Raw genomic sequence first — 26,268 nt, forward strand, 5'->3', positions numbered from 1 at the left:
GAATCAGGCTGGCACATGATGCACGGCGAAGTAATCGCGCAGGAACTCCACCGTGACGCGAATCTTCGCCGAGCTCATGAGCGGCGAGGTATGCACCGCCCAGATATCGGCCTCCTGGCGGTACTCCGGCAGCAGTTGAATCAGCCGGCCTTCGGCCAGGTCAGTCCGCACGTCCCACAGCGAACGCAACAACACGCCTCGCCCGTCCAGGCACCACTGGCGGGCGATTTCGCCATGGTTGGTGGACAGGCTGCCGGTCACCTTCACGGTTTCAGCGCCTTGCGGCCCGCTCAAATGCCAGATGCCAAACGGACGGTCGCGCTCCTTGATCACCAGGCAGTCGTGATTCGCCAGTTCGCCGAGGCTGAGCGGCGTGCCGTACTGCTGCAGATACGCCGGGCTGGCGCACAGCACTCGCCAGTTACGGGCCAGATGCCTGGCGCGCAGATGCGGCGCGATTTCGTTACCGACGCGGATGTCCAGGTCCACGCCCTCCTCGATCAGGTCCACCAGCCGGTCCTGAATATCCAGTCGTATATCCAGCTTCGGATAACGCGCCGCCAGCTCTGACAACGCGGGCGCGACAAAGCGGCGACCGAAGCCCTGGCTGCTGATCACTCGCAACAGCCCGCTTGGCTCGCCGTGCAACGCTGCCACTTCATCGCTCATCTGCTGCACGGACTCAAGAATACCCTTGGCCCACTCATAGACCCGCTCGCCATCTTCAGTAATCGAGACCTGCCGGGTTGAGCGGTGCAACAGCACCACGCCCATGTTCCGCTCCAGCAATTTGACGCGCTTGCTGACGTACGCAGCAGACATGCCCAGCTCATTGGCAGCTCCCACAAAGCTTGAGCGCCGGGCGACGTGGATGAATACGTTCAGATCATCAAGGTGCGGATAATTCACGATTCGTGTTTTCTCAATCCATTAATCAGCTGATTATCTTTGTATCGTGCGCTTATAGCATGGATGGCCTGTGCTATTCAGCCCTTACATGCCGTCCAACAAGAGTGCCCGTCATGAACAACAAGAAACTGCGCATTGCTGCCATCGCCGGAGACGGCATTGGCCTGGAAGTCCTGCCTGAAGGTGTAAAGGTTGTTCAGGCCGCCGCCGCAAAGCACGGGCTGGACCTGGAATTCGAATACTTCGAGTGGGCCAGCTGCGACTACTACCTGGAACACGGCAAGATGATGCCGGATGACTGGTTTGAGCAACTGAAAGGCTTCGACTCGATTTTCTTCGGTGCCGTGGGCTGGCCGGACAAAGTGCCCGATCACATTTCCCTGTGGGGCTCGCTGCTGAAGTTTCGCCGTGAGTTCGATCAGTACGCCAATATCCGCCCGGTTCGACTCTTCCCCGGCGTACCCTGCCCGCTCGCCAACCGCAAACCGGGCGATATCGACTTCATCGTGGTGCGCGAAAACACCGAAGGTGAATACTCGTCGCTGGGCGGGATCATGTTCGAAAACACCGAAAACGAATTCGTGTTGCAAGAATCGGTGTTCACCCGCCGTGGCGTTGACCGCATCCTCAAGTTCGCCTTCGAAATGGCCAGCAAACGCGAGCGCAAGCACGTCACCTCGGCGACCAAATCCAACGGCATGGCGATCAGCATGCCCTACTGGGACAAACGCACCGAGGCGATGGCCAGTCACTACCCGGACATCAGTTGGGACAAGCAGCACATCGACATTCTGTGCGCGCGCTTCGTGCTGCAACCCGAGCGCTTCGACGTGGTGGTGGCCTCCAACCTGTTCGGTGACATCCTCAGCGACCTCGGCCCGGCATGCGCAGGCACCATCGGTATCGCGCCGTCAGCCAACCTCAACCCGGAGCGTCACTTCCCTTCGCTGTTCGAACCGGTACACGGTTCGGCACCGGATATCTTCGGCAAGAATATCGCCAACCCGATTGCGATGATCTGGTCGGGTGCCCTGATGCTGGAGTTCCTCGGTCAGGGCGATGAGCGCTTCGCGACGGCTCACGACGAGATCATCACCGCTATCGAGCAGGTCATCGCCAGCGGTGAGGTCACACCGGACCTGGGCGGCACGTTGTCGACACAGCAAGTGGGTGCGGCCATTGCCGAGCGGGTCAGCGCAGCCCGTTGAGCGCTATTCGGCGCTCGCTGGCCCGGCCTGCTTTTCCAGTAACTCCACAAAGCGGGTCAGGCTGCGCGACACCGTGCCCCGTCGCCAGATCAGCCAGGTGTGCAGGTAACGAAACTGCTCGGACAACGGCCAGATGCTTACCGTGGCGCAGCCGGGCATGCTTTCGAGCATACTGCGCGGCATCAGCGCCAGTCCGGCACCGGCACTGACGCAGGCCAGCATGCCGTGGTAAGACTCCATTTCATGGATCTTGCCCGGCACAGCCGCGTCTTCGGTGAACCAGCGTTCGAAGTGATGCCGGTACGAGCAATTGGCGCGAAACGCATAGATGCTTTCACCACTGACATCCCGCCCGCGCTTGACCGGCGAATGGTTGAGCGGCGCAATAATGACCATTTCCTCTTCGAATACCGGCACGCCTTCAAGCGACGGGTGCAACACTGGGCCATCGACGAACGCGGCCACCAGTCGCCCGGCGAGAACGCCGTCGATCATGGTTCCTGACGGTCCGGTGGACAGGTCCAGTTCGACCTTGGCGTTTTGCTGGTTGTAGGCGGCCAGCAGCGCGGGGATGCGCACAGCGGCAGTACTTTCCAGGGAACCCAGTGAAAAAGGCCCTTGAGGCTCTTCTCCCGAAACGGCTGACCGCGCTTCCTGCACCAGATCCAGAATGCGCCGGGTGTAATCGAGAAAACTCCAGCCAGCGGGCGACAAACGCAGACGGTGTTTTTCGCGAATGAACAGGTCCACGCCCAGGTCCTGTTCCAGTTGCTTGATGCGCGTTGTCAGGTTCGATGGCACGCGGTGAATCTGCTGCGCGGCAGCACTGATGCTGCCGTGCTCAGCCACCGCTTTGAATATCTCGAGCTGCACCAGATCCATTTCGCTCTCCATTCATGAACAATATGATCATTATTATTCAGTTTTAGAAAGCATTGCACGCCTATATGCTGGCTTCACTCCCCACCTCAACAGGATGGCGCAATGACAACTGTCAGCAGCAATACCCATGCAATTTCGATCAACCCGGCTTCAGGCGAGCAGATCGGCCACTATGCCTTCGAGTCCGATGCCACGCTGGATGCAAGCCTGTCACGGGCAAGAACCGGCTTCGCAGGCTGGAAGCGCACGCCTGTCCAGCAACGTGCGCAACGGATTATCGCCATGGGCCAGGCGCTGCGCGACAACGCCGACAACATCGCAGAGATGATCAGCCGGGAAATGGGCAAACCCGTGACGCAGGCCAGGGGCGAAGTCCAGAAATGCGCGCAACTGTGCGACTGGTATGCGGCGCAAGGGCCGGCAATGCTGGTCGCCGAATCGACCCAGGTCGAGGATGACAAGGCACGTATCGAGTACCGCCCGCTGGGTCCGGTGCTGGCGGTCATGCCGTGGAATTTCCCGATCTGGCAAGTGCTGCGCGGTGCGATTCCGACGCTGCTGGCGGGTAATACGTACGTGCTCAAACACGCGCCCAACGTCATGGGCTGTGCGTACCTGATGCGCGACGCGTTCAAGCAAGCGGGCTTCCCCGAGGGCGTGTTCGAGGTCATCAACGTCACCCCGGAAGGCGTTTCCAGGGCCATTGCCGACCCCCGCATTGCCGCTGTCACGCTGACCGGCAGCGTGCGTGCCGGTCAGGCCATCGGTGCGCAGGCCGGAGCCGCGCTGAAGAAGTGTGTGTTGGAACTGGGCGGCTCCGACCCGTTTATCGTGCTCAATGACGCAGACCTGGACCAGGCGGTGAAAGCCGCGGTGATCGGTCGCTTCCAGAACACCGGGCAAGTCTGTGCAGCCGCCAAGCGCCTGATCATCGAGCAAGGCGTGGTTGAGGAGTTCACCCGCAGGTTCGTTGAACAGACTCGCCAGTTGGTGACGGGCGATCCGTTGTCTGGCGAGACTTACATCGGCCCGATGGCACGCTTCGATCTGCGCGACGAACTGGACGCTCAGGTGCAAAAGACGCTGGCCGAAGGTGCAACGCTGTTGCTGGGCGGCCGAAAGGCGGATGGACAAGGCAATTACTATGAGCCGACTGTACTGGGCAATGTGACTGACCAGATGACCTCGTTCAGGCAAGAACTGTTCGGCCCGGTAGCGTCCATCATCACCGCCCGCGATGCGCAGCACGCACTGGAACTGGCCAACGACAGCGAGTTCGGCCTGACTGCGACGGTTTACACCCGCGATCTGGAACTGGCAGAACAACTGACCGAAGCGCTGGAAACCGGTGGCGTGTTCATCAACGGCTACAGCGCCTCAGACCCGCGTGTCAGCTTCGGCGGCGTGAAGAAAAGCGGCTTTGGCCGAGAGCTTTCGCACTTCGGCGTGCGCGAGTTCTGCAACGCACAGACCGTGTGGCGTGATCGTCATTAAGGGTCGGGAGACACCGGTACACATGTCCCCGGGGGAGCAAGCTTGCTCGCGAAAGCGGATTCACATCAGCATAAATCTTTGGCGGTCATACGGGCCTCTTCGCGAGCAAGCTCGCTCCCACAGAAGCCGTACTATCGCACTTCGGCGTGCGCGAGTTCTGCAACGCACAGACCGTGTGGCGTGATCGTCATTAAGGGTCGGGAGACACCGGTACACATGTCCCCGGGGGAGCAAGCTTGCTCGCGAAAGCGGATTCACATCAGCATAAATCTTTGGCGGTCATACGGGCCTCTTCGCGAGCAAGCTCGCTCCCACGCGTTTTGTGTATACGCAAGATACCTGTGGGAGTGAGCTTGCTCACGAAGAGATGATCCAGGCACCCCATTTTACAAGGCTGCACTGGCCTCTTCGCGAGCAAGCTCGCACAGGAGCCGTGGGGGCTTCAACTGACTATCGTGCGACGCAGCGCGTCACCCGTCAGTCGTCAGTCGTCACCTGTTGCCACCACCGCAGGCTCGCCAATCGTGTAGAAATGCCCACCCGCAACGTAATGCAGGCTGCGCCATTTCGGGTCGGCTTTTTCAAATTCCCAATGCCCATCGTTGAACACGCGGGTATCGGCCCAGGCGCCCACCACTTCGCCGATGAACAAATCATAGGTCTTCTGGTTATGCGGCTCGGGGATGACCTTGCAGATCAGCCACGCCGAGCAGCCGACGACCAGCGGCGAATCGTGCCCCTCGATACGGAACAGGTCCACATTGGCATTGTCCAGCTTGTCCGGGGTAAAGACTTTGCTCTGGGTGCCTACATCAAAGGTCATCTGCAATTGGTCCATATTAGGGACCTGCAAGGCGAAATATCCGCTCTTCTCGACCAGCCCGCGGGTCTTGGTCATCTTGTCGATCACCAGCGTCACCTTGGGCGGCGAGAAGTCCAGCGCACAGGCCCAGGCTGCAGCCATGACGTTATGAACGCCCTCGTGACTGGATGACACCAGCACGGTCGGCCCGTGATTGAGCAGGCGGTAGGCTTTTTCCAGCTCGACAGGACGAATGTGATTGTCCACTTGAAACCCTCGGAAACATGATTCGTACCGCTACCGGCAGAGCGGCGAAATAAGGCATCCTGCGTGCGCAACGCCGTACTGATTCGCGCGACGACAAGCAAACCCTCTCACCCACTCATAAGGCTTAGGATTGAGCAGCATAGACAGCCAGAACCCCAAAGTGTTCGCCCTGGTTCTCGCGGCAGGACGCAGCAGGCGCTTTGAAGGTGACAAGCGCCAAGCGCTGCTGCCCTGTGGACGCAGCTTGTTGACGGCAAGCCTCGAAAACGCCAGAACCGCGTTCAGCAGCACCGCGGTGGTACTGCGCACTGACGATGACACCCGCGTGCTGGGCATACCCGACGGCGTCAAGATTATTCGCAGTGAGCATGCCGATCTGGGAATGGGCCACAGCCTGGCCAGCGGCATTGCAGCCGCAATGAACTCTTCAGCCGATGCAGTGGCCGTCATGCTGGCCGACATGCCCTGGATACAGCCGCGTACTCTGCACACGCTGGCACTGCTGGCCGACCCGGCACGCATGGTCTTGCCCCTGCACGAAGGCCAACGCGGGCATCCTGTGATCATCGGACGCCGGTTCTGGCCGGCACTGCTGACGCTCGAAGGCGATCAGGGCGCGAAGGCCCTGATCATGAACAACCCTGATCTGTGCGACATCGTGCATTGCGATGACCCCGGCATCCTGCGCGATGCAGACACCCGCTCAGCGCTGGCGCTCGCCTGTCGGCAGCACCTTACAGGTCGCTCCGACTGACGCCGTTGGCAACCCGCAGAATGTCGGCCATCACCGCGACAGCGATTTCAGCGGGTGTCTTGCTGCCCAGATTCAAGCCGATAGGGGCGTGGATTCGGTCCAGCGCGTCAGCCTTCAGCCCGCCAATTCGCGCCAGCCGTTCCAGCCGCTTGCTGCTGGTACGCATCGACCCCATCGCACCGATGTAGAACGCCTCGGTACGCACCGCTTCGAGCATGCTCAAATCATCCAGTTTCGGGTCGTGGGTCAGCGCCAATACCGCCGTCGAGCTGTGACAGCCACCTTCGGCGATGAACACCGCAGGCAGCACGCCACGCACCTCGACGCCGGGCATCGAAAACCCGGTAGTGACTTCGGTGCGAGGGTCGCAAACGATGACTTCATAGCCCATCGCGACCGCAAAACTGGCACAGAACTCCGCGACTGGCGACAGCCCGGCAAGCAGTACGCGGTAGACAGCGCCCATCCGGATGCTGACGCGTTCGCCGTCAACCTGCACCCGCGCCTCACCCAGCGTGGCAGGCCCGATGCCTCTGCGCCCGCCGCCCAACTGCACCTCCCGGCTTACCAGCTCCCGCCCGGCAAGTGCTTGCTCGATGGCAGCCAGATGCGCGTCGGCTTCCGGGCTCGGCGCGATGAACTCGATCAACACGTCCAGCACACCGCCGCACGGCAAGGCACGCGTGGGTGCAAACCCGCCATCGCCATAGCGAACCACCTGATTGACCGGCTGAAACTGCCCGGCGGCCATGCGTTCGAGAAAATCCTCTTCCACACAGCCACCCGACAATGAACCTCGATGCTCGCCACTGTTCAGCGCTACCAGCATCGCCCCCGGCCCGCGCGGAGCAGAGCCGAACGTCGAGAGCACCGTACACAGCCAGACTGGCTTGCCACCGGCCAACCAGTCACGCGCCTGTTGTACAACCTGCAAATCGAGCTGCTTCATGGTTACAACCCTGCCATCAGTTTTTCCTTGGTGATGGGCAGGCTGCGCACCCGTTTTCCCGTGGCGTGGTAAACCGCATTGGCCACTGCTGCGGCCAGCCCGGTCACGCCGATCTCACCAATGCCCCGCGCGCCGAATTCGCCGAGGTTGTAATCCGGGTAATCCAGCAGCATGACGTCGATGTCCGGCTGATCCGCATGCACCGGCACCACGTACTCGGCGTAATTGTTATTGACCGGCAGGCCACTGCGCGGGTCGTACTCGGCGGCCTCGAACAGCGCCATGCCGATGCCCATGACAATGGCGCCTTCGACCTGATTGCGCGCCGCCAGCGGGTTGACCACCTTGCCCACGTCGATGGCGCTGACCACCCGCGATACGCGCAGGCTGGAAATACCCGGATCCCAGCGGACCTCGACAAAATGCACACCAAATGAGCGAAAGGAGTACTTGCCCGCTTCAGGCAGACCGCTGTGGAAATTACCTTCGGCACGCGACAAGCGCTGCCCGTTCAGCACGTCGACAAAACTGACACGCTGTTCGCCCGCCACTAACTGGCCCTTCTCGACCGTGATCGATTCAGGGTCTTTGCCGGCAAATACGGCGTCTTTGCTGACCGCGTACTGGCGCAATTTCTGCAACGCCTCACGGGTGGCCCCGGCAATCGCCGGCATCACGCTGGCGGTGACCCATGAACCGCCCGACACAGGGCCTGCCGGAAAAGACGAACTGCCCAGCTCCACTTCAACCCGCTCTATCGGGATGCCGGTCAACTGGCTGACCGTCTGCGCAACGATGGTGTAGGTCCCGGTGCCGATGTCCTGCAGGCCGCACTGCGCCAACGCAGTGCCATCGGAGCGCAGAATGACTCGCGCATCGGTCGGCACCTGATAAGCCTCCCAGTTGCAGGCGCCCATGCCGTAACCGATGATTTCATCGCCTTCACGCATCGACCCCACCTGCGCCTTGCGCGCCTGCCAGCCGAACCGCTCGGCAGCCTGGTCGATGGCTTCCGGCAAGTGATTGCTCGACCACGGCAGGCCCATGCTCTGATCCGTATCAGACAGGTTCAGCTTGCGGAACGCCAGCGGGTCCATGCCGCTGGCCAGGGCCACTTCATCGATGGCCGACTCCAGCGCAAACAGGCCAGGCGCCGCGCCCGGTGCGCGCATCGAGGTGGGCGTACCGCGGTTGATCGGGCTGATCTTGTGGCTGACCAGCACGTTGTCGCAGGCGTACAGGCTTTTGGTCACGCCACCACAGTTCTCGGTGTAGTCGTCGAGCATGGACGTGTTGTTGAACGATTCGTGACGAATCGACGTCAGCTTGCCGCCGGCATCGGTGGCCAGCCGCAGGCGCTGACGGGTTTCGGGACGATGGCCCACGGTGGTGAACATCTGCGCGCGGGGCAATACCAGTTGCACCGGGCGACCGGTCACTTTGGCGGCGGCACAGGCGGCCACCGAATGCGGCCACGGCCAGAGCTTGCCGCCAAAACCGGAGCCTATGAACGGCGCACGCACTTCCACCCGATCAGGCGACAGGTCAAACACGTTGGCCAACAGGTTGCGATGGTTGACCACCCCCTGGGTGCTTTCATAGACGAAGAGTTTGCCGTCCTGCCACCACGCGGTGCTGGCATGCATCTCCATCGGGTTATGCACTTCAACCGGCGTGGTGTAGGTCTGGTCGACCTGATTCCTGGCGCTCTGAAATGCGCCATCCGGGTTGCCACGGTTATGGCCCGCACCGCCATCGCGGACGCCATTGACGCGCATGCCCTCCTGCAAATCCTTGACCGCCGGGCGCTCTTCGTAATCAACGGTCACACGGTGCGCGGCCGCCCTCGCCTGTTCGAAGCTTTCGGCCACCACCAGCGCAATGAACTGACCGGGGTAGTAAACCCGGTCGTCCTCGAACGGCAGCCGATGCTCGTCGGCCTTGCTCGCCGACAACAGCTTGTCGAAGCTCAGCTTGGTGTTCGGGGTGCGGTGCAGCGTGGGGAAATTGCCGTGATGCAACACGTCGACCACGCCCGGCATTGCTTTCGCCTGCCGGTCATCGATAGCCAGCACGCGCCCGTTGGCAATCGTGCTGTACACGCCATAGGCGTACAGCATCTTGTCCATGGGATGGTCGGCGGCATAGCGCGCCTCACCGCTGACTTTCTTGCCGCCGTCGATGCGACGCTGCGGCGTACCGATAATGTTTTCGCTCATGAGAAATTCCTAGGCCGTGAGGTCACGAAGGTTGCGGACGACGACCTGCTGACCCAGCGGGATCTTGAAGGCGTTGTGTTCGTAGGCACGGGAGCCTTTCATCGCCAGCTCTGCGACCTGAGCGAAGGTGTTCATGTCGGCACGCTGCCCGATCAGCGCCCTCTCGGCCTCGACAGCACGCCAGGGCTTGGTGCCGACACCGCCCAGCGCAATACGTGCATCGGTAATGCGCTTGCCGTCCATCACCAGAATCACCGCACTGGACGCCAGGGCGAACTGATAAGAGGTACGGTCACGCAGCTTCAGATAAGAAGACCGACCGCCTGACAAAGGCGCGTCCAGTATCACGTGGGTAATTAGCTCGTGGGGAGCCAACGCATGCTCGCGCTGGGGTGTGTCGCCGGGCAGCAGGTGAAAATCGGCAAACGGGATGTCCCGCGTGCCGTTGGCGCTCTGCACCGTGACCTGCGCACCAATTGCCGCCATGCCGACGCACATGTCCGACGGGTGCGCGGCGATGCAATGATCGCTGGTGCCCAGCACCGCATGCACGCTTCGGTTCAAACCACCGATGGCTGCACAGCCCGAACCCGGCTCGCGCTTGTTGCAGGCCGATACGTTGTCGCGAAAATACGGGCAACGCACGCGCTGCATGAGGTTGCCGGCCGTAGTCGCCTTGTTGCGCAACTGGGTCGAGGCCCCCGCGAGCAACGCTTCGGACAAGACCGGATAACGTTGTTGCACCAGCGGATGGCTGGCCAGATCGGTATTGCTGACCAGCGCGCCAATACGCAAGCGACCGTCAGGCAGCGATTCGATCTGTTTCAACGCCAGGTGGTTGATGTCCACCAGTTGCTCCGGCTGCATCACATCGAGCTTGACCAGGTCGAGCAGCGTGGTGCCACCCGCCAGGTAAAAACGCTGACCCTGACCTGACGCGGAGGTGACCGCCTGTGCGGGCGAAGCGGCCCGCGCGTAATCGAACGTTCGCATCAGGCAGCGCCCCCCATTTTCGAGCGGGCCGACTGCACCGCCGACAGAATGTTCTTGTAGGCACCGCAACGGCAGATATTGCCGCTCATGGCTTCCCTTACGCTGGCGTCATCGGACGGGATGTTCGGGTCCTTGAGAATGGCGACGGCGCTCATGATCTGCCCTGACGTGCAATAACCGCACTGATAGGCGTCATGCTCCCAGAACGCCTCTTGCACCGGGTGCAATTTGCCGTTCTCCGCCAGCCCTTCGATGGTGGTGATGCTGTCACCCTGATGCTGCACTGCAATGGACAGGCAGGCGTTGATCGCCACGCCATTGACCAACAGCGTACACGCGCCACACTGGCCGTGGTCACAACCTTTCTTGGTCCCGGTCAGTTGCAGACGGTCACGCAACACGTCCAGCAGCACGGCATTGGCGGGTACGTTCAGGGTGTGAACCTGACCGTTGACCTTGAGCTGGATACGGTGCTCACCCGCCGCAGGTGCATCGGCGTCCTCTACCGCAGGCGCGACCGCTGCGGCGGGTGCTGCTTGCAGCATGCCGTCGGAAGGAATCCAGGTAGACAATGTGGCGGCGGCAATGCCCGACGCCCCGAACTTCAGAAAGTTACGGCGTGAGGGCTGCACGGCACTGCCGGACGCAGCAGTTTCCTTGTGCTTTTCAGGTTCAGTCATCAGGTTCACTCGGTCATAGCCGACGCTGCTATGAAGCGACGGGCGTTATTTTAGGTCAGCGGCCCCGGGGCGTGTTTTCTGCTCGTTGACCTGTCAGGTGTTATCAGTCACAAGAGCTAAAACGCTATCACCGGCACTCAATGTTTAACTGGCCAGCGCCGCTAAAGTTCCCACTCATTGACGAGCGTCTGTATCCAGAGATTGCCGGTTGTTGCACGCGGTTACCCAATGACCCTAACAGTCAGCGCGGGCACTGATTAGCCAGCCCGTTCGGCTAGCCGTTATGAAAATAATTCATGAATACGTTGCCACAAGGCGAACGACACAGGAGCGCTCGTCCACGCAGTCAGAGCAAGCAGCGAAAGAACATGGCGAAAGCGGGCATGCACGGAGCCACGCGGCTCAGGGCAGCCGACTCAAGGCTGGAAGAAAAATGACGATATATAACGGCAGGAAGGTCTGGAGGCGTCTAAATCGGGGCATTGATGCCCGATGTGATGATGGCACCTCGCAACGGAGGCCCACATTATGCGAAAATGCCGCGTCTTCGCCGATATGGCACCGTGGTTTCACAGGGCATGCGTATGAAAATACGCGTCAAACGTGTCTCCATGCCCCGATGCGGCGTCTCAGACTCCGTGAACAGGCTGACCAGGTGTGTCTTCCCTTAGGTGCAACCGGGCAGGCTTCCGGACATTGCAGCACACCGATAGAGCAACATGTCACTCATGACGCTGAATCCAACGATGATAAGAAGCCAGCGCAGCAGGACATAAATTGAGGTCTCGAGCGGTATTATATTGGCCTTGTATGTCCACCTCTAGTCCCTGTGGGTGCGAGAGTTTGTCGCATGCATCGATGCATGTGACAGGCCGCAGCTTCAGGACCAGTCGGCGGATGGCGTTTATCAAATGGATGGCAGAATGTTTAAGAAAGTGAATACGGCCCTTTTGGGTATGGCCATTTCCATGGGCATCATGCCCGTGCATGCAGCTGAAACCAAAAAAGTCGACGTACTGCTCGTCGGCGGCGGCATCATGAGTGCAACCCTGGCGGTCTGGCTCAACGAGCTGGAGCCAGGCTGGTCGATGGAAATGGTCGAGCGCCTCGATGGCGTGGCCGAAGAAAGCTCCAACGGCTGGAACAACGCCGGTACCGGTCACTCGGCGCTGGCCGAGCTGAACTACACCCCGGAAGACAAGAACGGCAACGTTGATATTTCGAAAGCTATCGAGATCAACGAAGCGTTCCAGATTTCGCGTCAATTCTGGTCCTGGCAGGTCAAGACAGGCGTTCTGAAAACCCCGCGCTCGTTCATCAACTCCACGCCGCACATGAGCTTTGTGTGGGGCGACAACAACATCCAGTTCCTGCGCAAGCGTTACGCAGCATTGCAAGCCAGCCCATTGTTCAGCGGCATGCAGTACTCCGAAGACCACGAGCAGATCAAGAAGTGGGTTCCGCTGATGATGGAAGGTCGTGACCCGGCGCAGAAGCTGGCCGTGACCTGGAGCCCGATCGGCACCGACGTCAACTTCGGCGAGATCACGCGTCAGTTCGTCGGCAACCTGAAAGCCAAGTCCAACTTCAACCTGCAGTTGTCGAGCGAAGTCGAAGACATCACTCACAACGATGACGGCACCTGGCGCGTCAAGTACAAGAACCTGAAAGACGGTTCCGTCACCGAAACCGACACCAAGTTCCTGTTCATCGGTGCTGGCGGTGCGGCGCTGCATCTGCTGCAAGAGTCGGGCATTCCTGAAGCCAAGGAATACGGCGGCTTCCCGGTTGGCGGTTCGTGGCTCGTCACCGAGAACCAGGACCTGGCCATGCAGCACATGGGCAAGGCCTACGGCATCGCTTCCACCGGTGCTCCACCCATGTCGGTTCCGCATCTGGACACCCGTGTGCTGGATGGCAAGCGCGTGATCCTGTTTGGCCCGTTCGCGACCTTCTCGACGAAGTTCCTGAAAAACGGTTCGTACTTCGACCTGCTGACCAGCACCACCACGCACAACGTGTGGCCAATGACCCGCGTGGGCATCGAACAGTACCCGCTGATCGAATACCTCGCCGGCCAGGTGATGATGTCTGACGATGACCGCTTCGCGGCGCTGAAAGAATACTTCCCGAACGCCAAGAAAGAAGACTGGCGCCTGATGCAAGCCGGTCAGCGCGTACAGATCATCAAGCGTGACGAAGAGAAAGGCGGCGTTCTGAAGCTGGGTACCGAAATCGTTGCGTCCAAGGACGGCTCCATTGCCGGTCTGCTGGGCGCTTCGCCAGGTGCTTCGACTGCAGCGCCAATCATGCTCGGCGTGCTTGAGAAGGTCTTCAAGGACAAGGTGGCGACCCCGGCCTGGCAGGAAAAACTGCGCCAGATCGTGCCTAGCTACGGCACCAAGCTGAACAACAACCCGGAGCGCGTTGCCGAGGAATGGGCTTACACCTCCGAAGTCCTGCAACTGACTCCACCACCGCCGGTCAACAAGGCAGGCACGGCTCCAACGCCTGCTGCCCAGCCAGCGAAAAGCAATCCAGCCAGTGACATGGCGCTTTAAGGCCTTCACCGCTTGAAGCAAAGCCCCGCCAGACCACGTCTGGCGGGGCTTTTTTGTAACGGTCGAATACGTCCGAAAACTTCAGTTAAAGCCACGCATCCTTGCGGCACCTGTTATGGTGGCCGCACTTCCTCCCATCTCTGGCTTGCATGAGCAGAGCGCATCATCCAGGTCTCCACGCCGCACCTTCGCGGCAACCTCGCATCTTCTTGCGCTGTCAATCTGGGCCGCTAGCCGCCCGAAGCACTGCTGTGGCTGACGAAAACCCGTCCGAAATCCTTGTGCTGCATGACAAATGCATCTTGAGGCGCGCGCAGCAGCTGGCTGTTTCCGGTTGAACTATCAGATGGAGTTGAGGCAAATGATCGAGCACACACTGGACGCGAGCACCGATGCCGCGCTTGAAGCGGCGCTTGCCGAATGCGCGCGTGAGCCGATCCGGGTTCCCGGTGCGATCCAGCCTCATGGGGTATTGCTCAGCGTGACAGGTGTGCCTCTGCGCATCGAACAGGTCAGCGCCAATTGCGCAAAGGAACTGGGCCTGAGCAGCGCCGAGCTGTTGGGCGAGCCGCTTTCATTGCTGTTATCGTCCGACCATTTGATGCTTGTCGATCAGGCGTATGACCAACTCACCGGCACAAACAGTGATCCCATAAGGCTGACAGTGGGCGTTGCCGAGTACAGTGCTTCACTGCATCGGGCCGGTGACGTACTGATTATCGAGCTGGAACCCTTTGTGGAAGCTGCGCGGGAACAATCCAGAATCATCACCCGCGTACTGCGCAACCTCCAGGCCGCCACCACACTGGAAACGCTGTTCGATATCGGTGTTCACGAGATTCAGGCGCTGACCGGTTACGACCGGGTCATGATCTACCGGTTCGAGCCAGAAGGTCATGGCAAGGTTGTTGCGCAGGCATTGACCGGTCCCCTGCCCAGTTACAGCGGCTTGAATTTCCCTGGCTCGGACATTCCTGCTCAGGCGCGAGAACTTTACCGCTTGAACTGGATCCGGGTCATTCCGGACGCCGCCTACGCTCCGGTGCCCTTGGTACCGATGTTGCGCCCCGCCACCGGACAACCGCTCGACCTTGGCTTCTCGACACTGCGAAGCGTGTCCCCGGTGCATTGTGAATACCTCAAGAACATGGGCGTACGCTCATCGATGAGCATCTCGCTGTTGGTGGGGGGTGAATTGTGGGGCCTTATCACCTGCAGTCATCCCGAACCGCTGTTGGTGTCCCGAGAGCTGCGCGACGCCTGTGCGATGATCGGTCAGCTGTTGTCGGTGAAAATTTCTGCCATCGTCGCCACTCAGATCCAGCGTGAGCGGGAAGAGAAAGTCGTCCTGCTGCGGCAGCTTGCGGAGGTCATGAGCAGGGCCGATCACGACATTCTGGACGGCCTGTCGAGCAGGCCGGAGCTGCTTCAGTCGCTGACACTGGCGGATGGTGCTGCCGTACTGATCGACGAACGCGTTCACCTGTTCGGCAATTGCCCGACGACCGACGAGGTGCGCGCTCTGTACCTCTGGATAAGAGACAAAGGACTGACCAGCCTGAGGTCCACAGAGCAGGCCAAAGGCTTGCAGGGGCTGGGCGTTTTTCACACAAACTCCCTGCAGAAGGTCAACCCCGACAGCGCGGCCTATCGAGCGGTGGCGAGTGGTGTCATCGCATTCACCCTGCCCAAACCGGTCGACAATGCCGTCATGTGGTTTCGCGCTCAACTCACCTCGACCATGAACTGGAGCGGCGACCCGGCCCATCATGTCAGCGTCAGCCCGGCAGACTCTGCCAGCCATCGCCTGCGCCCGAGGCAGTCCTTCGACGTATGGACCCAAGAGACCACCGGCATCGCCAGGCCGTGGTCACAGGGGGATCTGTACGGCGCTGAAGATCTTCGCCGCTCTGCTCTGGAAATAGATCTTGAGCGCCAGGTCCAGCGCGAGCAGGAAGCGGTCCGCTTGCGTGACGAACTGGTCGCCGTGGTTTCCCATGACCTGCGCAACCCGATGTCCATCATCATCATGCAGTGCGGCATGATGCAGCGGTGGGTCGTCGGCGACACGCACTTTGAAAACCGCCACATCCGCCGTGCGCTGGGCACCATCGAAAAAGCGACAACCCGCATGAACAGCCTGCTGGAAGATCTGCTGGACACCGCGCAGATCGAGGCCGGGCGTTACCAGTTGTCACGCCTTGCGCTGAGTGTCACCAGCTTGCTTGAAGAGGCCTGCAGCCTGCTGGTGATGCTGACGACGGAGAAGAATATCGAGCTCAATTGCACCTCGGCACAGGGTCTGGTGATCGATGCGGACCCGGAGCGGATCTTTCAGGTGCTGTCCAACCTGGTGGGTAACGCCATTAAATTCACCCCCAAAGGCGGTCGCATCAATATTGATGCAGTCGCCGATGGCGACGACGTCCTGTTCAAGGTCAGCGATGACGGGATCGGCATTCCGACGGAACACCTGCCCTATATTTTTCAGCGTTACTGGTCCGTCAAAGAAGGCAACCCGCGTGGCAACGGTCTGGGGCTCTATATCTGCCAGGGCATCGTCACCGCACATGGCGGGCGTTTATGGGCAGAAAGCTCGACCGACTCGGGCAGCGTATTCTCCTTCACCCTGCCCATGCATCAGGGACAGGACACAGTGGGCGAAACGACCTTTCTGAAACAGAGCGGCACCACTCACCGGCTGGCGCAGTCGATCTCCAGCAAGCTGGAACGTCAGCAACTGGAAGATCGGCTGACCCGGGCCGGCTTGTTGAACGAGCTGAACCATCGGGTCAAAAACACCCTGGCAACGGTTCAGGCTATCGCGTCCCTTACGGTCAATAGCTCTGCCTCGCTGGACTCGTTTCGCAAAAGCTTCGATGCGCGGCTGCTTGCACTGAGCCAGGCGCACGATGCGCTGGCACGCGCAGAATGGATTTCAACCGAGCTGGTCGATCTGATCGAGCAGTTGCAGGTGGTAGACGGCGCGCAGCACCGGATCACGTTCAAAGGTGATGCGGTGACACTGGAGCCGCGAATGTCGCTGACGCTCTCGATGGTGCTGCACGAACTGATGGCCAATGCCGTGCAACACGGCGCGCTTTCTTCACCGGCGGGTCAGGTGACCGTGATCGCTGCCCTGAATGCCGAGCACACACCACCCGCGTTGAAAATCGACTGGCTGGAAACGGACGGCCCACCGGTCCTGGCCACCACGGTAAAAGGCTTCGGCTTGCGCTTGATACGCCGCAGTATCGAGCGAGAACTCAAAGGCAAGGTCGACGTTCAGTTCGCCAGCACAGGCATTCGCTGGTCAATACAGATCCCGTGGCCAGAAAAACCGGAGGACGCGGAATGAGTGTCAGAACAGACGAAGAAATCTCGCTCCCCAAGGTGTTTCTGGTGGAAGACGAAACCATGCTCGCGATGCTCATGGAAATGATGCTTGAAGACCTCGGGTTTGCTACCGCCTACCATGCCAGTACGCTGGGCGAAGGCATCGAATATGCCCGTAACGGTGACTACGACCTGGCGATACTGGATATCAACATCATCGGCGGGAACTCGTTCCCGATAGCCGCGGAGATTGCGCATCGCGGCATACCCTTCATGTTTTGCTCCGGGTATGGACGACTGGGCATTCCAGAGGCCTGGGTCGACCAGCGCTGCGTCGCCAAACCGTTCAGTGCAAGACAGCTGGACGACGCACTGGCCGAGTTGCTTCAAGCATGATGCGTCAAGGGCCGAAAAAACGCTGACATCCCGGTGAACCGCCTGCCCGATCAAAACATGAAGCTTATCAGGGAGCGCCGAACAACATGGTCCAGTACACGCCGTAATCGGTGTCTGCCCCTGTCGCATAGGCTGCGCCGACTTCAGTGAACATCGGGTTCATCAGATTGGCGCAATGCCCAGGGCTGGCCAGCCAGCTGGCCATCGCCTTGCTGGCGGTAGTCTGCCCCGCTGCGATGTTTTCCCCTATCTGCCGTCCGTTGTAGCCTGCTGCCCGCGCGCGATCCGCTGGCGAATCGTTATCGAAGCCGCGATGGGTGAAGTAGTTTTCACTGGCCATCGACTGACTGTGCCCTTGCGCCGCCCTTTCCAGTGTCGTGTTCCAGCTCAATGGGCGCGCCGAAGGGAACGCCCGCTTGCCGCACAGGCGTGGCTTTGCTCGCGCAGCATTAACCTGTGCCAGCAACGCTTTGCCAGCCGTCCGGGCATCTTCCAGCGGGCTGTCGACCCTCGGTTTTGCCAGCACGACACGCCATTGGCTGCGCTCTTGCGTCACGCCGATATCGGCGTACTGCGGGTCAAGCAGCGCGCTGCAATAACGGCTCTTGAGCATGGCGAACGCTTCATCAGCGGTTGACGCACCGGCCAGCCGAATGCTCCGGACCGTCACCGCCTGATAACCGGAGGCCTTGAGCGCATCACGCGAGCTGCCGGAAAAATCGATGGGCAGCGCCAGCACTGAATTGAGCGTCAGCGCTCTGGAAGCGTCGGGCGTGCGTGCGTCGCAGCGCTCGGGTTGGCCACGATAATCATTGATGGCCTGCAGCAGTCGCCGTTCATCACCGGCATGGGCGTGAGTGGTGAACAACGGCAGCAGCGACAGGAGGCAGGACAAGCCTCGCCTGACAAGACCGAGGGATTGGGGCATGAGGCAAGAGCTCTGAGCAAGAAATGGAAAGCCCTGAATCAAAAGGCCGAAATAGGACCTTGAAACAGGGCCGAGGTTCCTGCTTGCCAGACCCCGTACCGGCTCATCGAGAGAGCGTCAGCGCGCGCCGCGAAAGATAGAACCAACCCTCCCGGCCGTCCTCTGAACTTCATACCCGACCTCTTTTGAAAAGGATCTTTCAGCATGATCACCTCAGACAGTTCCGCGTCGGAACCATCGTCGCCAGCCACCGCTTCCTTACGCCGGGCAATTACCGCGCCCATGCTGATGCTGTTCATTCTGGGTGATGTATTGGGCGCCGGCGTTTACGCGCTGGCCGGAACAATAGCCGGTCGCGTCGGTGGCGCGATCTGGGCTCCACTGCTGATCGCGCTGTGCTTTGCGCTATTGACCGCGGCATCCTACGCCGAACTGGTGACCAAATACCCACGTGCCGGTGGCGCTGCGGTGTATGCCGAAAAAGCGTTCGGCAAACCGCTGCTGTCATTTCTGGTCGGTTTCTCGATGGTCGCGGCGGGCGTGACCAGCGCAGCGGGGCTAGCCGTTGCCTTTGCCGGCGACTACCTGCAGGCACTGGTCGACTGGCCTGCGCAGTGGGTGTGCGTGGGCTTTCTGGTGATCGTCGGCCTGCTCAACGCACGGGGCATCAAGGAATCGCTGTCCGCCAACCTGCTGATGACCGTCATCGAGCTGAGCGGCCTGCTGATAGTCATAGCAGCGGCGGTCTGGTTCGTCAGCCAGGGCCACGGAGAACCACAGCGGGTTTTCGAGCTGGATACGGCTTCGCCGGCCACCGCCATTTTGGGTGCATCGCTGCTGGCGTTCTACTCGTTCGTGGGTTTTGAGACGTCTGCCAACCTGGCAGAAGAGATCAAGGATGTGCGACGGGTGTACCCCCGAGCGCTGTTTGGTGCCCTGCTGATCGCGGGTGCGGTGTACATGCTGGTCGGCGTCGGCGCGGCAATGGTGCTGCCGGTCGACCAATTGAAGGATTCACAAGCGCCCCTGCTGGATGTGGTCAGCGCCTCCGGCCTGGGCATACCCGCACCTTGGTTTGCGGTCATTGCGCTGATCGCCGTGGCCAACGGTGCATTGCTGACCATGATCATGGCGAGCAGGCTGACTTACGGCATGGCGCGCGAAGGTCTGCTGCCCGCGGCTCTGGGCGCGGTGCTGCCACAGCGTCGCACGCCAGGCATCGCCATTCTCGGCACCACGCTGGTGGCCATCGCGCTGTCTTTTACCAGCACCCTGACCGTTCTCGCAGAAACCGTGGTGCTGTTACTGCTCTTTGTGTTTCTCAGCGTCAATGTCGCCGTGCTGGTGCTCAAGCGGGACAAGGTCGAGGCCGGACACTTTCAGGTTCACTGGGCCATTCCCGTGCTCGGGATTCTTTCGTGCCTGCTGCTGCTAACTCAGCAAGGCCCGGAAACCTGGCTGCGCGCAGGCATCATGCTGGTGGTCGGAGCGCTGCTTTATGGCCTGACCCGGCTGGGCAGCCTGGCCCAGGCTTCACACACGCGCTGAACCTGGCGCTGCAAACCTCACCGCTTGCCGGTACTTTGCCGAATCGCGGCAAGCGCCAGATCCAGCCCGTCGATGATGAGCTTCAGGCCGAACCTGAACTCATCTTCAACCGGGACACTTCGACCGGGACACCGGGCAAGTGACGAACGCCTCTCTTGCAGACCTGGCAGCCAACGGCCGTTCGAGCGATAACAGGCTTAACGACGCTTCATCCGGTCGATGATCACCGCGAGCAGCAGAATCGTGCCGCGAATAACGTACTGATAGAAGGTGTCGATGTTTTTCAGGTTCATCGCGTTCTCGATGATTGCCAGGATCAGCACCCCGGCGATCACATGACGGATCATGCCGATACCGCCGCTCAGCGACACCCCGCCCAAGACACAGGCCGAGATCACGGTCAGTTCGAAGCCCTGGCCAATCATCGGCTGGCCGGACGTCATGCGTGAAGCCAGCACCACACCTGCCAGCGCACCAATAAGGCCGTGGACGGCGAAGATGATGATCTTGGTTCGGTCGACATGCACGCCCGCCAGCAGTGCAGCTTCCTGGTTACCACCGATGGCCATGGTGTTGCGCCCGTAGGTGGTGTAATTGAGCAACCAGCCAAAGAAGATGAAGCAGCCGATGGTGATCAGAATCGGCACCGGCACGCCATACACCTGACCATTGCCGAAGATGAAGAAGTCCTCGTTGGACACACCGACGGCCTTGCCGTTGGAGAAGATGTACGCCAGGCCGCGCACAATCTGCATGGTTGCCAGCGTCGCAATCAGCGCATTGATGCGCAATTTGGCAATCACGATGCCGTTGATAAGGCCGACGACCAGTCCCAGCGCCAGCGCAGCAGATACGCCCAGAAACACGCTGTCGGTGTCGCGGATCACGATACTGGCGATGACCCCGGAACAGGCCAGCACCGAGCCTATCGACAGGTCGAAATGGCCGGACGCCAGGCAGTACAGCATGGTGCAGGCCGCGATGCCGACGGTTGAAATAGCAAGGCCGAGGCCGCGCATGTTAAGCGGCGACATGAAGTTGTCGATGAACACGGCGCAGAGCAGGAAGATCCCCAAGGCGGCCAGGAGCATCACCCAGTCATCGGCAAAACGTCGCAGGTTCATGCCCTGACGGGGAGCCTGCAGGCTGGATTCGGTAGACATACGTACCTCTTTTTTATTGTTCATGGTCAATGGCCGATTGTCAGCCGCGCGTGCGTGGCAGGGCCAATTGCAGAAGTCGCGACTCGTCAGCCTCGTCGCGGTTGAGTTCACCGGTGATCGCGCCTTCGCTCATCACCAGAATGCGGTCGGAAATACCCATGACTTCCATCAGATCGCTGGACACCACAATCACCGCAATGCCATCCGCCGCCAGGTTGTGAATGATCTCGTAGATTTCAGACTTGGCCCCGACGTCGATGCCACGGGTCGGCTCATCCAGCAACAGCACTTTCATCGGCATCGACAGCCAGCGACCCAGAATGGCCTTTTGTTGATTGCCGCCGGACAGGAACATGATCTGCTGCTCGGGAGACGGCGTCTTGACGTTCATCGACTTGATCTGATTACGGGCGTTATCACGCTCCCAGCGGCCCTGGATCAAGCAGCCAAGGTTTACGTGCCGTGGCCGAGCGCCGATATTGATGTTCTCGGCGACGCTGGACAGCGGCACAATACCTTCCTTCTTGCGGTCTTCCGGGCACAGCAGGATGCCAGCCTCGATGGCATCGCGTGGCGATCTCAGGGTCAACGGCTGACCGTCCAGTTGCAGATTGCCTGCTGTACTGCGCGTCAGTCCGGACAGGATGCGAAACAGTTCGGTTCGTCCTGCGCCGACCAAGCCGAAAAAGCCCAGTATTTCGCCTTTCTGCACGGCAAAAGTGACCGGCTCCTGCAAGCCGGGACCCATCAGCCCGGTGACGCGCAGGCTGGGTCCCTTGTGCTCACGGGGGCGGTAATTGTAGATATTCTGGATGTCGCGACCCACCATGCAGGTGACCAGCCGGTCGTTGTCCAGATCAGCCATCTGCTCGAAGGTTTTGACGAAACGGCCGTCCTTGAACACCGTTACCGCGTCGCAGACCCGGAAGATTTCCTCCATGCGATGGGAAACGTAAAGAATCACCCTTCCCTCGTCACGCAGCCGGACGATAATCGCCATCAGACGATCAATCTCGCGCGCCGACAGGCTGCTGGTGGGTTCATCAAAGGCGATGACGTGAGCATTGCGCGACATGGCCTTGGCGATTTCCACCAGTTGCCGCTGCCCCAGCGACAGATCGCCTAAACGCGTGCGCGGGTCGATTTCGTCGGCCAGGCCTTTAAGCAACTCACCGGCTCGACGGTACATCGCACCGCGATTGATCAGCCCGAAACGATTGGGCATATGCCCGAGCAGCAGGTTTTCGGCGACGGTCATTTCCGGCACCAGATGCAGTTCCTGGTGAATCACCGCCACGCCGGCCGCGATACTGTCGGCAGTGGACTTGAACTGATGAGTCTGATCGCCGATCTGCAGGCTGCCACTGTTGGGCTGGTAGGAACCGCCCAGGATTTTCAGCAAGGTGGACTTGCCTGCGCCGTTCTCGCCCATCAGTGCATGGACGCTGCCGGGACGGGCCTCGAACGTGATGTCCGACAGCGCCTTGACGCCGGGGAATACCTTGCCGATGCCGTTAAAGCGCAAGGCACCGCCTATGGCTTGTTGCTGGATAGCCTGTTGCATGACACCCACCTCCTCGCGCCTGAAAGGGACTTGAAGCCAAGCCCCTTGTTCAGCTCGCTTTTTTCTTATTTTTTGGAGAGACCGCCCTTGATCAACTCTTCTTCTTTTCTTCTTTGTAGAGACCGATCTTGGTCAGCTCTTCTTTGAAGTTTTCGCGAGTGATCAATGTCACATCATCCATAGCGGTGTACTTGGGCGGTTCGACACCTTTGGTGACCCAATTGAACACGTACTCGGCCGTGCGGTAGCCTTCCTTGTCGGGGCTTGGCAGCATCGAACCGAAGAAGCCGCTTTCTTTTTTCCTCAACTCATCAATGGCGTCGGTGCCATTGATACCGATGCCGATCACGTTTTTGGCGGAGAAACCGGCGCCCGCAGTGGCGCGTACGCCGCCCAGTACCGTGTTGTCGTTCATGCCGCCAATGATGAGGTTCTTGGCATCGCCTGGCAGTTTTGGCAACGCCGAGTTGGTAGCGTCCATTCCGCCTGGTACATCAAGTGTCTTTTGTGAAGCAAACAGAATGTGATCGGCGGGCAAGCCTGCTTTTTTCAGCGCATCCACCGAGCCGTCGGTGCGCTTTTTGCCGGTATCGAGCTCGCTGTAGGTGTTGATGATCGCGTAAGTGCCCTTCCACTCACCCTCGTCCCACTTGCGATTCTTCGCTTCGGTCGCCATGGCGGCGCCTTGTTTCTGGCCGACTTCGAATGCCGCCATGCCCAGATACGGCACATCCTCCATAGGGTTGCCCTTTGCATCGACGAAGCGGTCGTCCACCACCATGACCTTCATGTCGTTGAGCTTGGCTTTGGCCACGATGGCAGGGCCTAGCGAAACGTCAGGTGGGCAGATCACAAACCCTTTGACGCCACTGGCAGCAAGGCTGTCGATCGCAGACAAGGTCTTCTCGCCGTCGGGAACGGCAATCTTCACGACAGTGAAGCCCAGCGCTTTCCCGGCTTTTTCGGCAAATTGCCACTCGGCCTGGAACCAGGGCTCTTCAGCCTGTTTGACCAGAAAGCCGATCTTGACCTCTTCGGCAGCGGAGATAACACCACTCATACCCAAGACAGCGGTAGTGACGGCGGCACAGCACAGGGAACGGATCCCGTGACGACTCAACATAGCTAACTCCTTATTTTTATTGAATAGCTACAACGTTCAGCGAGGTGGCGGTTGCAAACGCACAGGCGTCAGAAACCGGTTAAATAGTCATACCATATAAAAAGCGACTTCTATGTAACCGAATGTCACTCCTGCTATCACCTTCCTGTCTCCGTGCAATGAGGGGGACCGGCAATGACATGTCATAAGCCCGCGAATCGGTGGCACAACGTCCCTTTGACGCCGGTGTGCGCCATCAGTACCGCGCCGTCGAACTGACCGTGCGCGTCATCAGGTGCGGCGCTGGTGACGTACAGCGTCTCCAGGTCAGGACCGCCGAACACGCAACTGGTGGGGTGGCTGACGGGCAATTCGACGATTCGGTCGACACTGCCATCAGGGGCAAAGCGAATCAGGCAACTGCCGCCCCAACGGGCGTTCCAGACATAGCCCTCGGCGTCCATCGCCGAGCCGTCGGGCGAACCGCGGCTGTGTTCGGCTGCCCAGACCTGGCGGGGTCCCAGCGCACCGTCCGCCAGCACCGGGTATTGGTAAATAACGTCGTCGAGGGTATCGGCGCTGTACAACAGGCTGCCGTCGGCATTCCAGAGTAATGTGTTGACGATGCCCTGCCCGTCCAGCAGGCGCGTCACGCTCGCCTCGGCGTCGACCCGAAACAGCCCGCCCGAACGGCGAACCAGAGGAATATCGCCGCCTTCGGCGTCAATATTGTTCTGCATACTGCCCATCCACAGACGGCCGCTCGCATCACACCGGGCTTCATTGGCGCGATTGCCGGGAATGGGGTCTGCCACGCAGAACAACGACAGTGAGGTTTTTTCGGCGGTCAGGTCCAGGCGATAGACGCCACTGGCCAGCGTTACCAGCGCATCGCCCCGAGTGGTCGGAATAAACGCGGAAACCGGTTCGGGCATGCGCCATTGACGATATTGCTTGGCGACCAGGCTGCAGGCCAGAAAGCCCGCGATGTCGACCCAATACAGGGCCTGCTTTTCGGCATCCCAAAAGGCGCCCTCGGCCAGCTTGAAACGGTGCTCGGAAACGGGCAGCCAGTTCATGAAAATGTCCTTTGTTATTGTTGTAAAGGCACTTTTTAACCTGTGTCGCGCTTGAAGGTCGGTGAATTCCGTTCATTCGCCTAAAAAGCCTGATCAGATCAGCTAAGGTGACAGACCAAAGCCCACTGATGCTGGCACTACTAAATAGTATTACGATTTATTTTTCAAGCGGCATTTTATCGGCTATAACCCCATGCATCGAATGAATTTCGATGAAATAGTCTTACCAATAACAATAAAAGTGGGTAGATCAGATGAAAAAGTACGCTCTTCTCAGCACTTTTGGACTGTCCTTGATGATCAGCACCTTGACGGCACAGGCCGCACTCACCAGCGAACACAGCCATTTCGGGCAAACGTCCGACGGTGCTGCCATCGAAAAATACACGTTGCGCAACAGTCATGGCGTACAGGCCAGCATCATCACCTATGGCGCTACGCTGCAATCGCTGCTGGTGCCCGACAAGGCCGGCAAGGTAGACGACATCGTGCTGGGTTTTGACGATGTGCAGGGTTATCAGAACAATGGCACCGTGTATTTCGGCGCGACCATCGGGCGCTTCGGCAACCGCCTGGCAGGCGGCAAGTTCACGCTGGATGGCAAGACCTATCAGGTGCCACTCAACGACAAGACCAACGCGCTGCATGGCGGAGACAAGGGTTTTGACAAACGCGTGTGGAAAGCTCAGGAGACCAGGACCGGTGATTCGGTCGGCGTGAAGCTGACCTACGTGTCGCCAGACGGTGAAATGGGCTTCCCCGGAACATTACAGACCGAAGTCACCTACAGCCTGAACGACAAGAACGAGCTGAAGATCGACTACCGCGCGGTCACCGACAAGCCGACGGTGCTGAACCTGACCAACCACAGTTATTTCAACCTGGCGGGCGCAGGCAGCGGCGATGTGCTCAAGCAGGTTGCGACCCTTCACGCCTCGCATTACACACCCGTCAACGACAAGCTGATCCCGACCGGCGAGCTGCCCGCTGTGGCCGGAACCCCGATGGACTTCCTCAAGCCCACGGCGTTCGGCAAGCACATCAAGGACGATCATCAGCAGCTCAAATACGCCGAACCCAAGCAAGGCGGCTTTGATTTCAACTGGGTGCTGGACACCAAAGGCGACGTGAAGAAACTGGCGGCTGAAGTCAGCGATCCGCAATCAGGGCGCAGGTTGCAGCTGTTCACCACAGAGCCCGGCGTGCAGTTGTACACCGGCAACTTCCTGGATGGCAGCATCCACGGCAAGGCGGGCAAGGTTTATCCGCATTGGGGGGCTTTCACGCTGGAGACCCAGCATTATCCGGATGCGCCTAATCAGCCGAACTTCCCCAGCACACGACTGGACCCGGGCAAGGCCTACACCCAGACCACCGTGTTCAAGTTCCTCGACTGACACCTGAACAGTGTGCAGCCCTTGAACCGCAAGGGCT

General features: G+C 59.9%; 20 protein-coding genes and 1 pseudogene. 8 read left to right on the plus strand and 13 right to left on the minus strand.

All coding sequences use genetic code 11. The features are described 5' to 3' along the window. Window positions 1–3 precede the first annotated feature (3 nt). Window positions 4–909, minus strand: coding sequence for a LysR substrate-binding domain-containing protein (locus BW686_RS05075; protein ID WP_084914951.1), 906 nt, complete (start codon window positions 907–909; stop codon window positions 4–6). 113 nt (window positions 910–1,022) lie between these two features. Here BW686_RS05075 and BW686_RS05080 point away from each other — a divergent pair, with 113 nt between their 5' ends. Further along, window positions 1,023–2,117, plus strand: coding sequence for a tartrate dehydrogenase (locus BW686_RS05080; protein ID WP_084914954.1), 1,095 nt, complete (start codon window positions 1,023–1,025; stop codon window positions 2,115–2,117). A 3-nt stretch (window positions 2,118–2,120) separates the two neighbouring features. Here BW686_RS05080 and ptrR read toward each other — a convergent pair whose 3' ends face one another. Further along, window positions 2,121–2,999, minus strand: coding sequence for a putrescine utilization regulator PtrR (gene ptrR, locus BW686_RS05085; protein WP_084914956.1), 879 nt, complete (start codon window positions 2,997–2,999; stop codon window positions 2,121–2,123). Window positions 3,000–3,101: 102 nt separating this feature from the next. Between ptrR and BW686_RS05090 the strand changes: the two genes are divergently transcribed. Next, window positions 3,102–4,493, plus strand: a complete 1,392-nt coding sequence (locus BW686_RS05090) for an aldehyde dehydrogenase family protein (RefSeq protein WP_084914958.1) — start codon at window positions 3,102–3,104, stop codon at window positions 4,491–4,493. Window positions 4,494–4,977: 484 nt separating this feature from the next. Here BW686_RS05090 and BW686_RS05095 read toward each other — a convergent pair whose 3' ends face one another. Further along, window positions 4,978–5,562, minus strand: a complete 585-nt coding sequence (locus BW686_RS05095) for a flavin reductase family protein (protein WP_084914960.1) — start codon at window positions 5,560–5,562, stop codon at window positions 4,978–4,980. A gap of 130 nt (window positions 5,563–5,692) precedes the next feature. Here BW686_RS05095 and BW686_RS05100 point away from each other — a divergent pair, with 130 nt between their 5' ends. Further along, a complete protein-coding gene (locus BW686_RS05100) occupies window positions 5,693–6,316 on the plus strand; it encodes a nucleotidyltransferase family protein (RefSeq protein WP_084914963.1) in 624 nt (207 codons plus the stop codon). On the opposite strand, the gene BW686_RS05105 is transcribed toward BW686_RS05100, so the two are convergent. The 4 genes from BW686_RS05105 to BW686_RS05120 are packed head-to-tail and all read right to left on the minus strand — an operon-like array spanning window position 6,297 to window position 11,157. Next, window positions 6,297–7,265, minus strand: coding sequence for an XdhC family protein (locus BW686_RS05105; RefSeq protein ID WP_084914965.1), 969 nt, complete (start codon window positions 7,263–7,265; stop codon window positions 6,297–6,299). The genes BW686_RS05100 and BW686_RS05105 overlap by 20 nt on opposite strands. A gap of 2 nt (window positions 7,266–7,267) precedes the next feature. Then, on the minus strand, window positions 7,268–9,484 hold the full coding sequence (locus BW686_RS05110; protein WP_084914967.1) for a xanthine dehydrogenase family protein molybdopterin-binding subunit: 2,217 nt from the start codon (window positions 9,482–9,484) through the stop codon (window positions 7,268–7,270). A gap of 9 nt (window positions 9,485–9,493) precedes the next feature. Beyond that, complete coding sequence (locus BW686_RS05115; RefSeq protein ID WP_084914969.1) at window positions 9,494–10,477, minus strand: FAD binding domain-containing protein; 984 nt, start codon at window positions 10,475–10,477, stop codon at window positions 9,494–9,496. Beyond that, on the minus strand, window positions 10,477–11,157 hold the full coding sequence (locus BW686_RS05120) for a (2Fe-2S)-binding protein (protein ID WP_084914971.1): 681 nt from the start codon (window positions 11,155–11,157) through the stop codon (window positions 10,477–10,479). Before BW686_RS05120 ends, BW686_RS05115 begins: the two co-directional genes overlap by 1 nt. Window positions 11,158–12,080: 923 nt before the next feature. Here BW686_RS05120 and mqo point away from each other — a divergent pair. From mqo to BW686_RS05135, 3 genes are all read left to right on the plus strand, one after another. After that, complete coding sequence (gene mqo / locus BW686_RS05125; RefSeq protein ID WP_179149176.1) at window positions 12,081–13,718, plus strand: malate dehydrogenase (quinone); 1,638 nt, start codon at window positions 12,081–12,083, stop codon at window positions 13,716–13,718. A gap of 361 nt (window positions 13,719–14,079) precedes the next feature. Continuing rightward, window positions 14,080–17,076: an ATP-binding protein gene (locus BW686_RS05130; RefSeq protein ID WP_084914976.1), complete on the plus strand. Its 2,997-nt coding sequence runs from the start codon at window positions 14,080–14,082 to the stop codon at window positions 17,074–17,076. Beyond that, window positions 17,073–17,450, plus strand: coding sequence for a response regulator (locus tag BW686_RS05135; protein ID WP_084914978.1), 378 nt, complete (start codon window positions 17,073–17,075; stop codon window positions 17,448–17,450). Before BW686_RS05130 ends, BW686_RS05135 begins: the two co-directional genes overlap by 4 nt. 67 nt (window positions 17,451–17,517) lie before the next feature. Here BW686_RS05135 and BW686_RS05140 read toward each other — a convergent pair whose 3' ends face one another. After that, complete coding sequence (locus BW686_RS05140; RefSeq protein ID WP_084915089.1) at window positions 17,518–18,378, minus strand: CAP domain-containing protein; 861 nt, start codon at window positions 18,376–18,378, stop codon at window positions 17,518–17,520. 204 nt (window positions 18,379–18,582) lie between these two features. On the opposite strand from BW686_RS05140, the gene BW686_RS05145 reads away from it, so the two are divergent. Next, window positions 18,583–19,926 carry an APC family permease gene (locus tag BW686_RS05145; RefSeq protein ID WP_084914981.1) on the plus strand — a complete coding sequence of 448 codons (1,344 nt, stop codon included), beginning with the start codon at window positions 18,583–18,585 and terminating at the stop codon, window positions 19,924–19,926. A gap of 17 nt (window positions 19,927–19,943) precedes the next feature. Here the strand turns inward: BW686_RS05145 and BW686_RS27065 are convergent. From BW686_RS27065 to BW686_RS05165, 5 genes and pseudogenes are all read right to left on the minus strand, one after another. Next, window positions 19,944–20,051, minus strand: a pseudogene (locus tag BW686_RS27065) (TetR/AcrR family transcriptional regulator); the annotation flags it as partial. 72 nt (window positions 20,052–20,123) lie between these two features. Next, window positions 20,124–21,089 carry an L-arabinose ABC transporter permease AraH gene (araH, locus tag BW686_RS05150; RefSeq protein ID WP_179149177.1) on the minus strand — a complete coding sequence of 322 codons (966 nt, stop codon included), beginning with the start codon at window positions 21,087–21,089 and terminating at the stop codon, window positions 20,124–20,126. Window positions 21,090–21,129: 40 nt separating this feature from the next. Further along, the gene (gene araG, locus BW686_RS05155; RefSeq protein ID WP_084914985.1) at window positions 21,130–22,653 is read right to left on the minus strand and encodes an L-arabinose ABC transporter ATP-binding protein AraG; all 1,524 of its coding nucleotides are present in this window, start codon (window positions 22,651–22,653) and stop codon (window positions 21,130–21,132) included. A gap of 91 nt (window positions 22,654–22,744) precedes the next feature. Beyond that, window positions 22,745–23,776: a substrate-binding domain-containing protein gene (locus tag BW686_RS05160; RefSeq protein WP_084914987.1), complete on the minus strand. Its 1,032-nt coding sequence runs from the start codon at window positions 23,774–23,776 to the stop codon at window positions 22,745–22,747. A 182-nt stretch (window positions 23,777–23,958) separates the two neighbouring features. Then, window positions 23,959–24,834 carry an SMP-30/gluconolactonase/LRE family protein gene (locus BW686_RS05165; RefSeq protein WP_084914989.1) on the minus strand — a complete coding sequence of 292 codons (876 nt, stop codon included), beginning with the start codon at window positions 24,832–24,834 and terminating at the stop codon, window positions 23,959–23,961. A gap of 254 nt (window positions 24,835–25,088) precedes the next feature. Here BW686_RS05165 and BW686_RS05170 point away from each other — a divergent pair, with 254 nt between their 5' ends. Beyond that, a complete protein-coding gene (locus BW686_RS05170; protein WP_084914991.1) occupies window positions 25,089–26,231 on the plus strand; it encodes an aldose epimerase family protein in 1,143 nt (380 codons plus the stop codon). Window positions 26,232–26,268 lie beyond the last annotated feature (37 nt).

It is taken from the genome of Pseudomonas syringae (assembly GCF_002157375.1).
Lineage (GTDB): Bacteria > Pseudomonadota > Gammaproteobacteria > Pseudomonadales > Pseudomonadaceae > Aquipseudomonas > Aquipseudomonas syringae_T.

Excerpts from the sequence above, each read along its gene's own strand:
- BW686_RS05080 (WP_084914954.1), top strand. The coding sequence starts at position 1,023 with ATGAACAACAAGAAACTGCGCATTGCTGCCATCGCCGGAGACGGCATT.
- ptrR (WP_084914956.1), bottom strand. The coding sequence starts at position 2,999 with ATGGATCTGGTGCAGCTCGAGATATTCAAAGCGGTGGCTGAGCACGGC.
- BW686_RS05090 (WP_084914958.1), top strand. The coding sequence starts at position 3,102 with ATGACAACTGTCAGCAGCAATACCCATGCAATTTCGATCAACCCGGCT.
- BW686_RS05105 (WP_084914965.1), bottom strand. The coding sequence starts at position 7,265 with ATGAAGCAGCTCGATTTGCAGGTTGTACAACAGGCGCGTGACTGGTTG.
- BW686_RS05110 (WP_084914967.1), bottom strand. The coding sequence starts at position 9,484 with ATGAGCGAAAACATTATCGGTACGCCGCAGCGTCGCATCGACGGCGGC.
- BW686_RS05115 (WP_084914969.1), bottom strand. The coding sequence starts at position 10,477 with ATGCGAACGTTCGATTACGCGCGGGCCGCTTCGCCCGCACAGGCGGTC.
- BW686_RS05120 (WP_084914971.1), bottom strand. The coding sequence starts at position 11,157 with ATGACTGAACCTGAAAAGCACAAGGAAACTGCTGCGTCCGGCAGTGCC.
- mqo (WP_179149176.1), top strand. The coding sequence starts at position 12,081 with ATGTTTAAGAAAGTGAATACGGCCCTTTTGGGTATGGCCATTTCCATG.
- BW686_RS05130 (WP_084914976.1), top strand. The coding sequence starts at position 14,080 with ATGATCGAGCACACACTGGACGCGAGCACCGATGCCGCGCTTGAAGCG.
- BW686_RS05135 (WP_084914978.1), top strand. The coding sequence starts at position 17,073 with ATGAGTGTCAGAACAGACGAAGAAATCTCGCTCCCCAAGGTGTTTCTG.
- BW686_RS05140 (WP_084915089.1), bottom strand. The coding sequence starts at position 18,378 with ATGCCCCAATCCCTCGGTCTTGTCAGGCGAGGCTTGTCCTGCCTCCTG.
- BW686_RS05145 (WP_084914981.1), top strand. The coding sequence starts at position 18,583 with ATGATCACCTCAGACAGTTCCGCGTCGGAACCATCGTCGCCAGCCACC.
- araH (WP_179149177.1), bottom strand. The coding sequence starts at position 21,089 with ATGTCTACCGAATCCAGCCTGCAGGCTCCCCGTCAGGGCATGAACCTG.
- araG (WP_084914985.1), bottom strand. The coding sequence starts at position 22,653 with ATGCAACAGGCTATCCAGCAACAAGCCATAGGCGGTGCCTTGCGCTTT.
- BW686_RS05160 (WP_084914987.1), bottom strand. The coding sequence starts at position 23,776 with ATGTTGAGTCGTCACGGGATCCGTTCCCTGTGCTGTGCCGCCGTCACT.
- BW686_RS05165 (WP_084914989.1), bottom strand. The coding sequence starts at position 24,834 with ATGAACTGGCTGCCCGTTTCCGAGCACCGTTTCAAGCTGGCCGAGGGC.
- BW686_RS05170 (WP_084914991.1), top strand. The coding sequence starts at position 25,089 with ATGAAAAAGTACGCTCTTCTCAGCACTTTTGGACTGTCCTTGATGATC.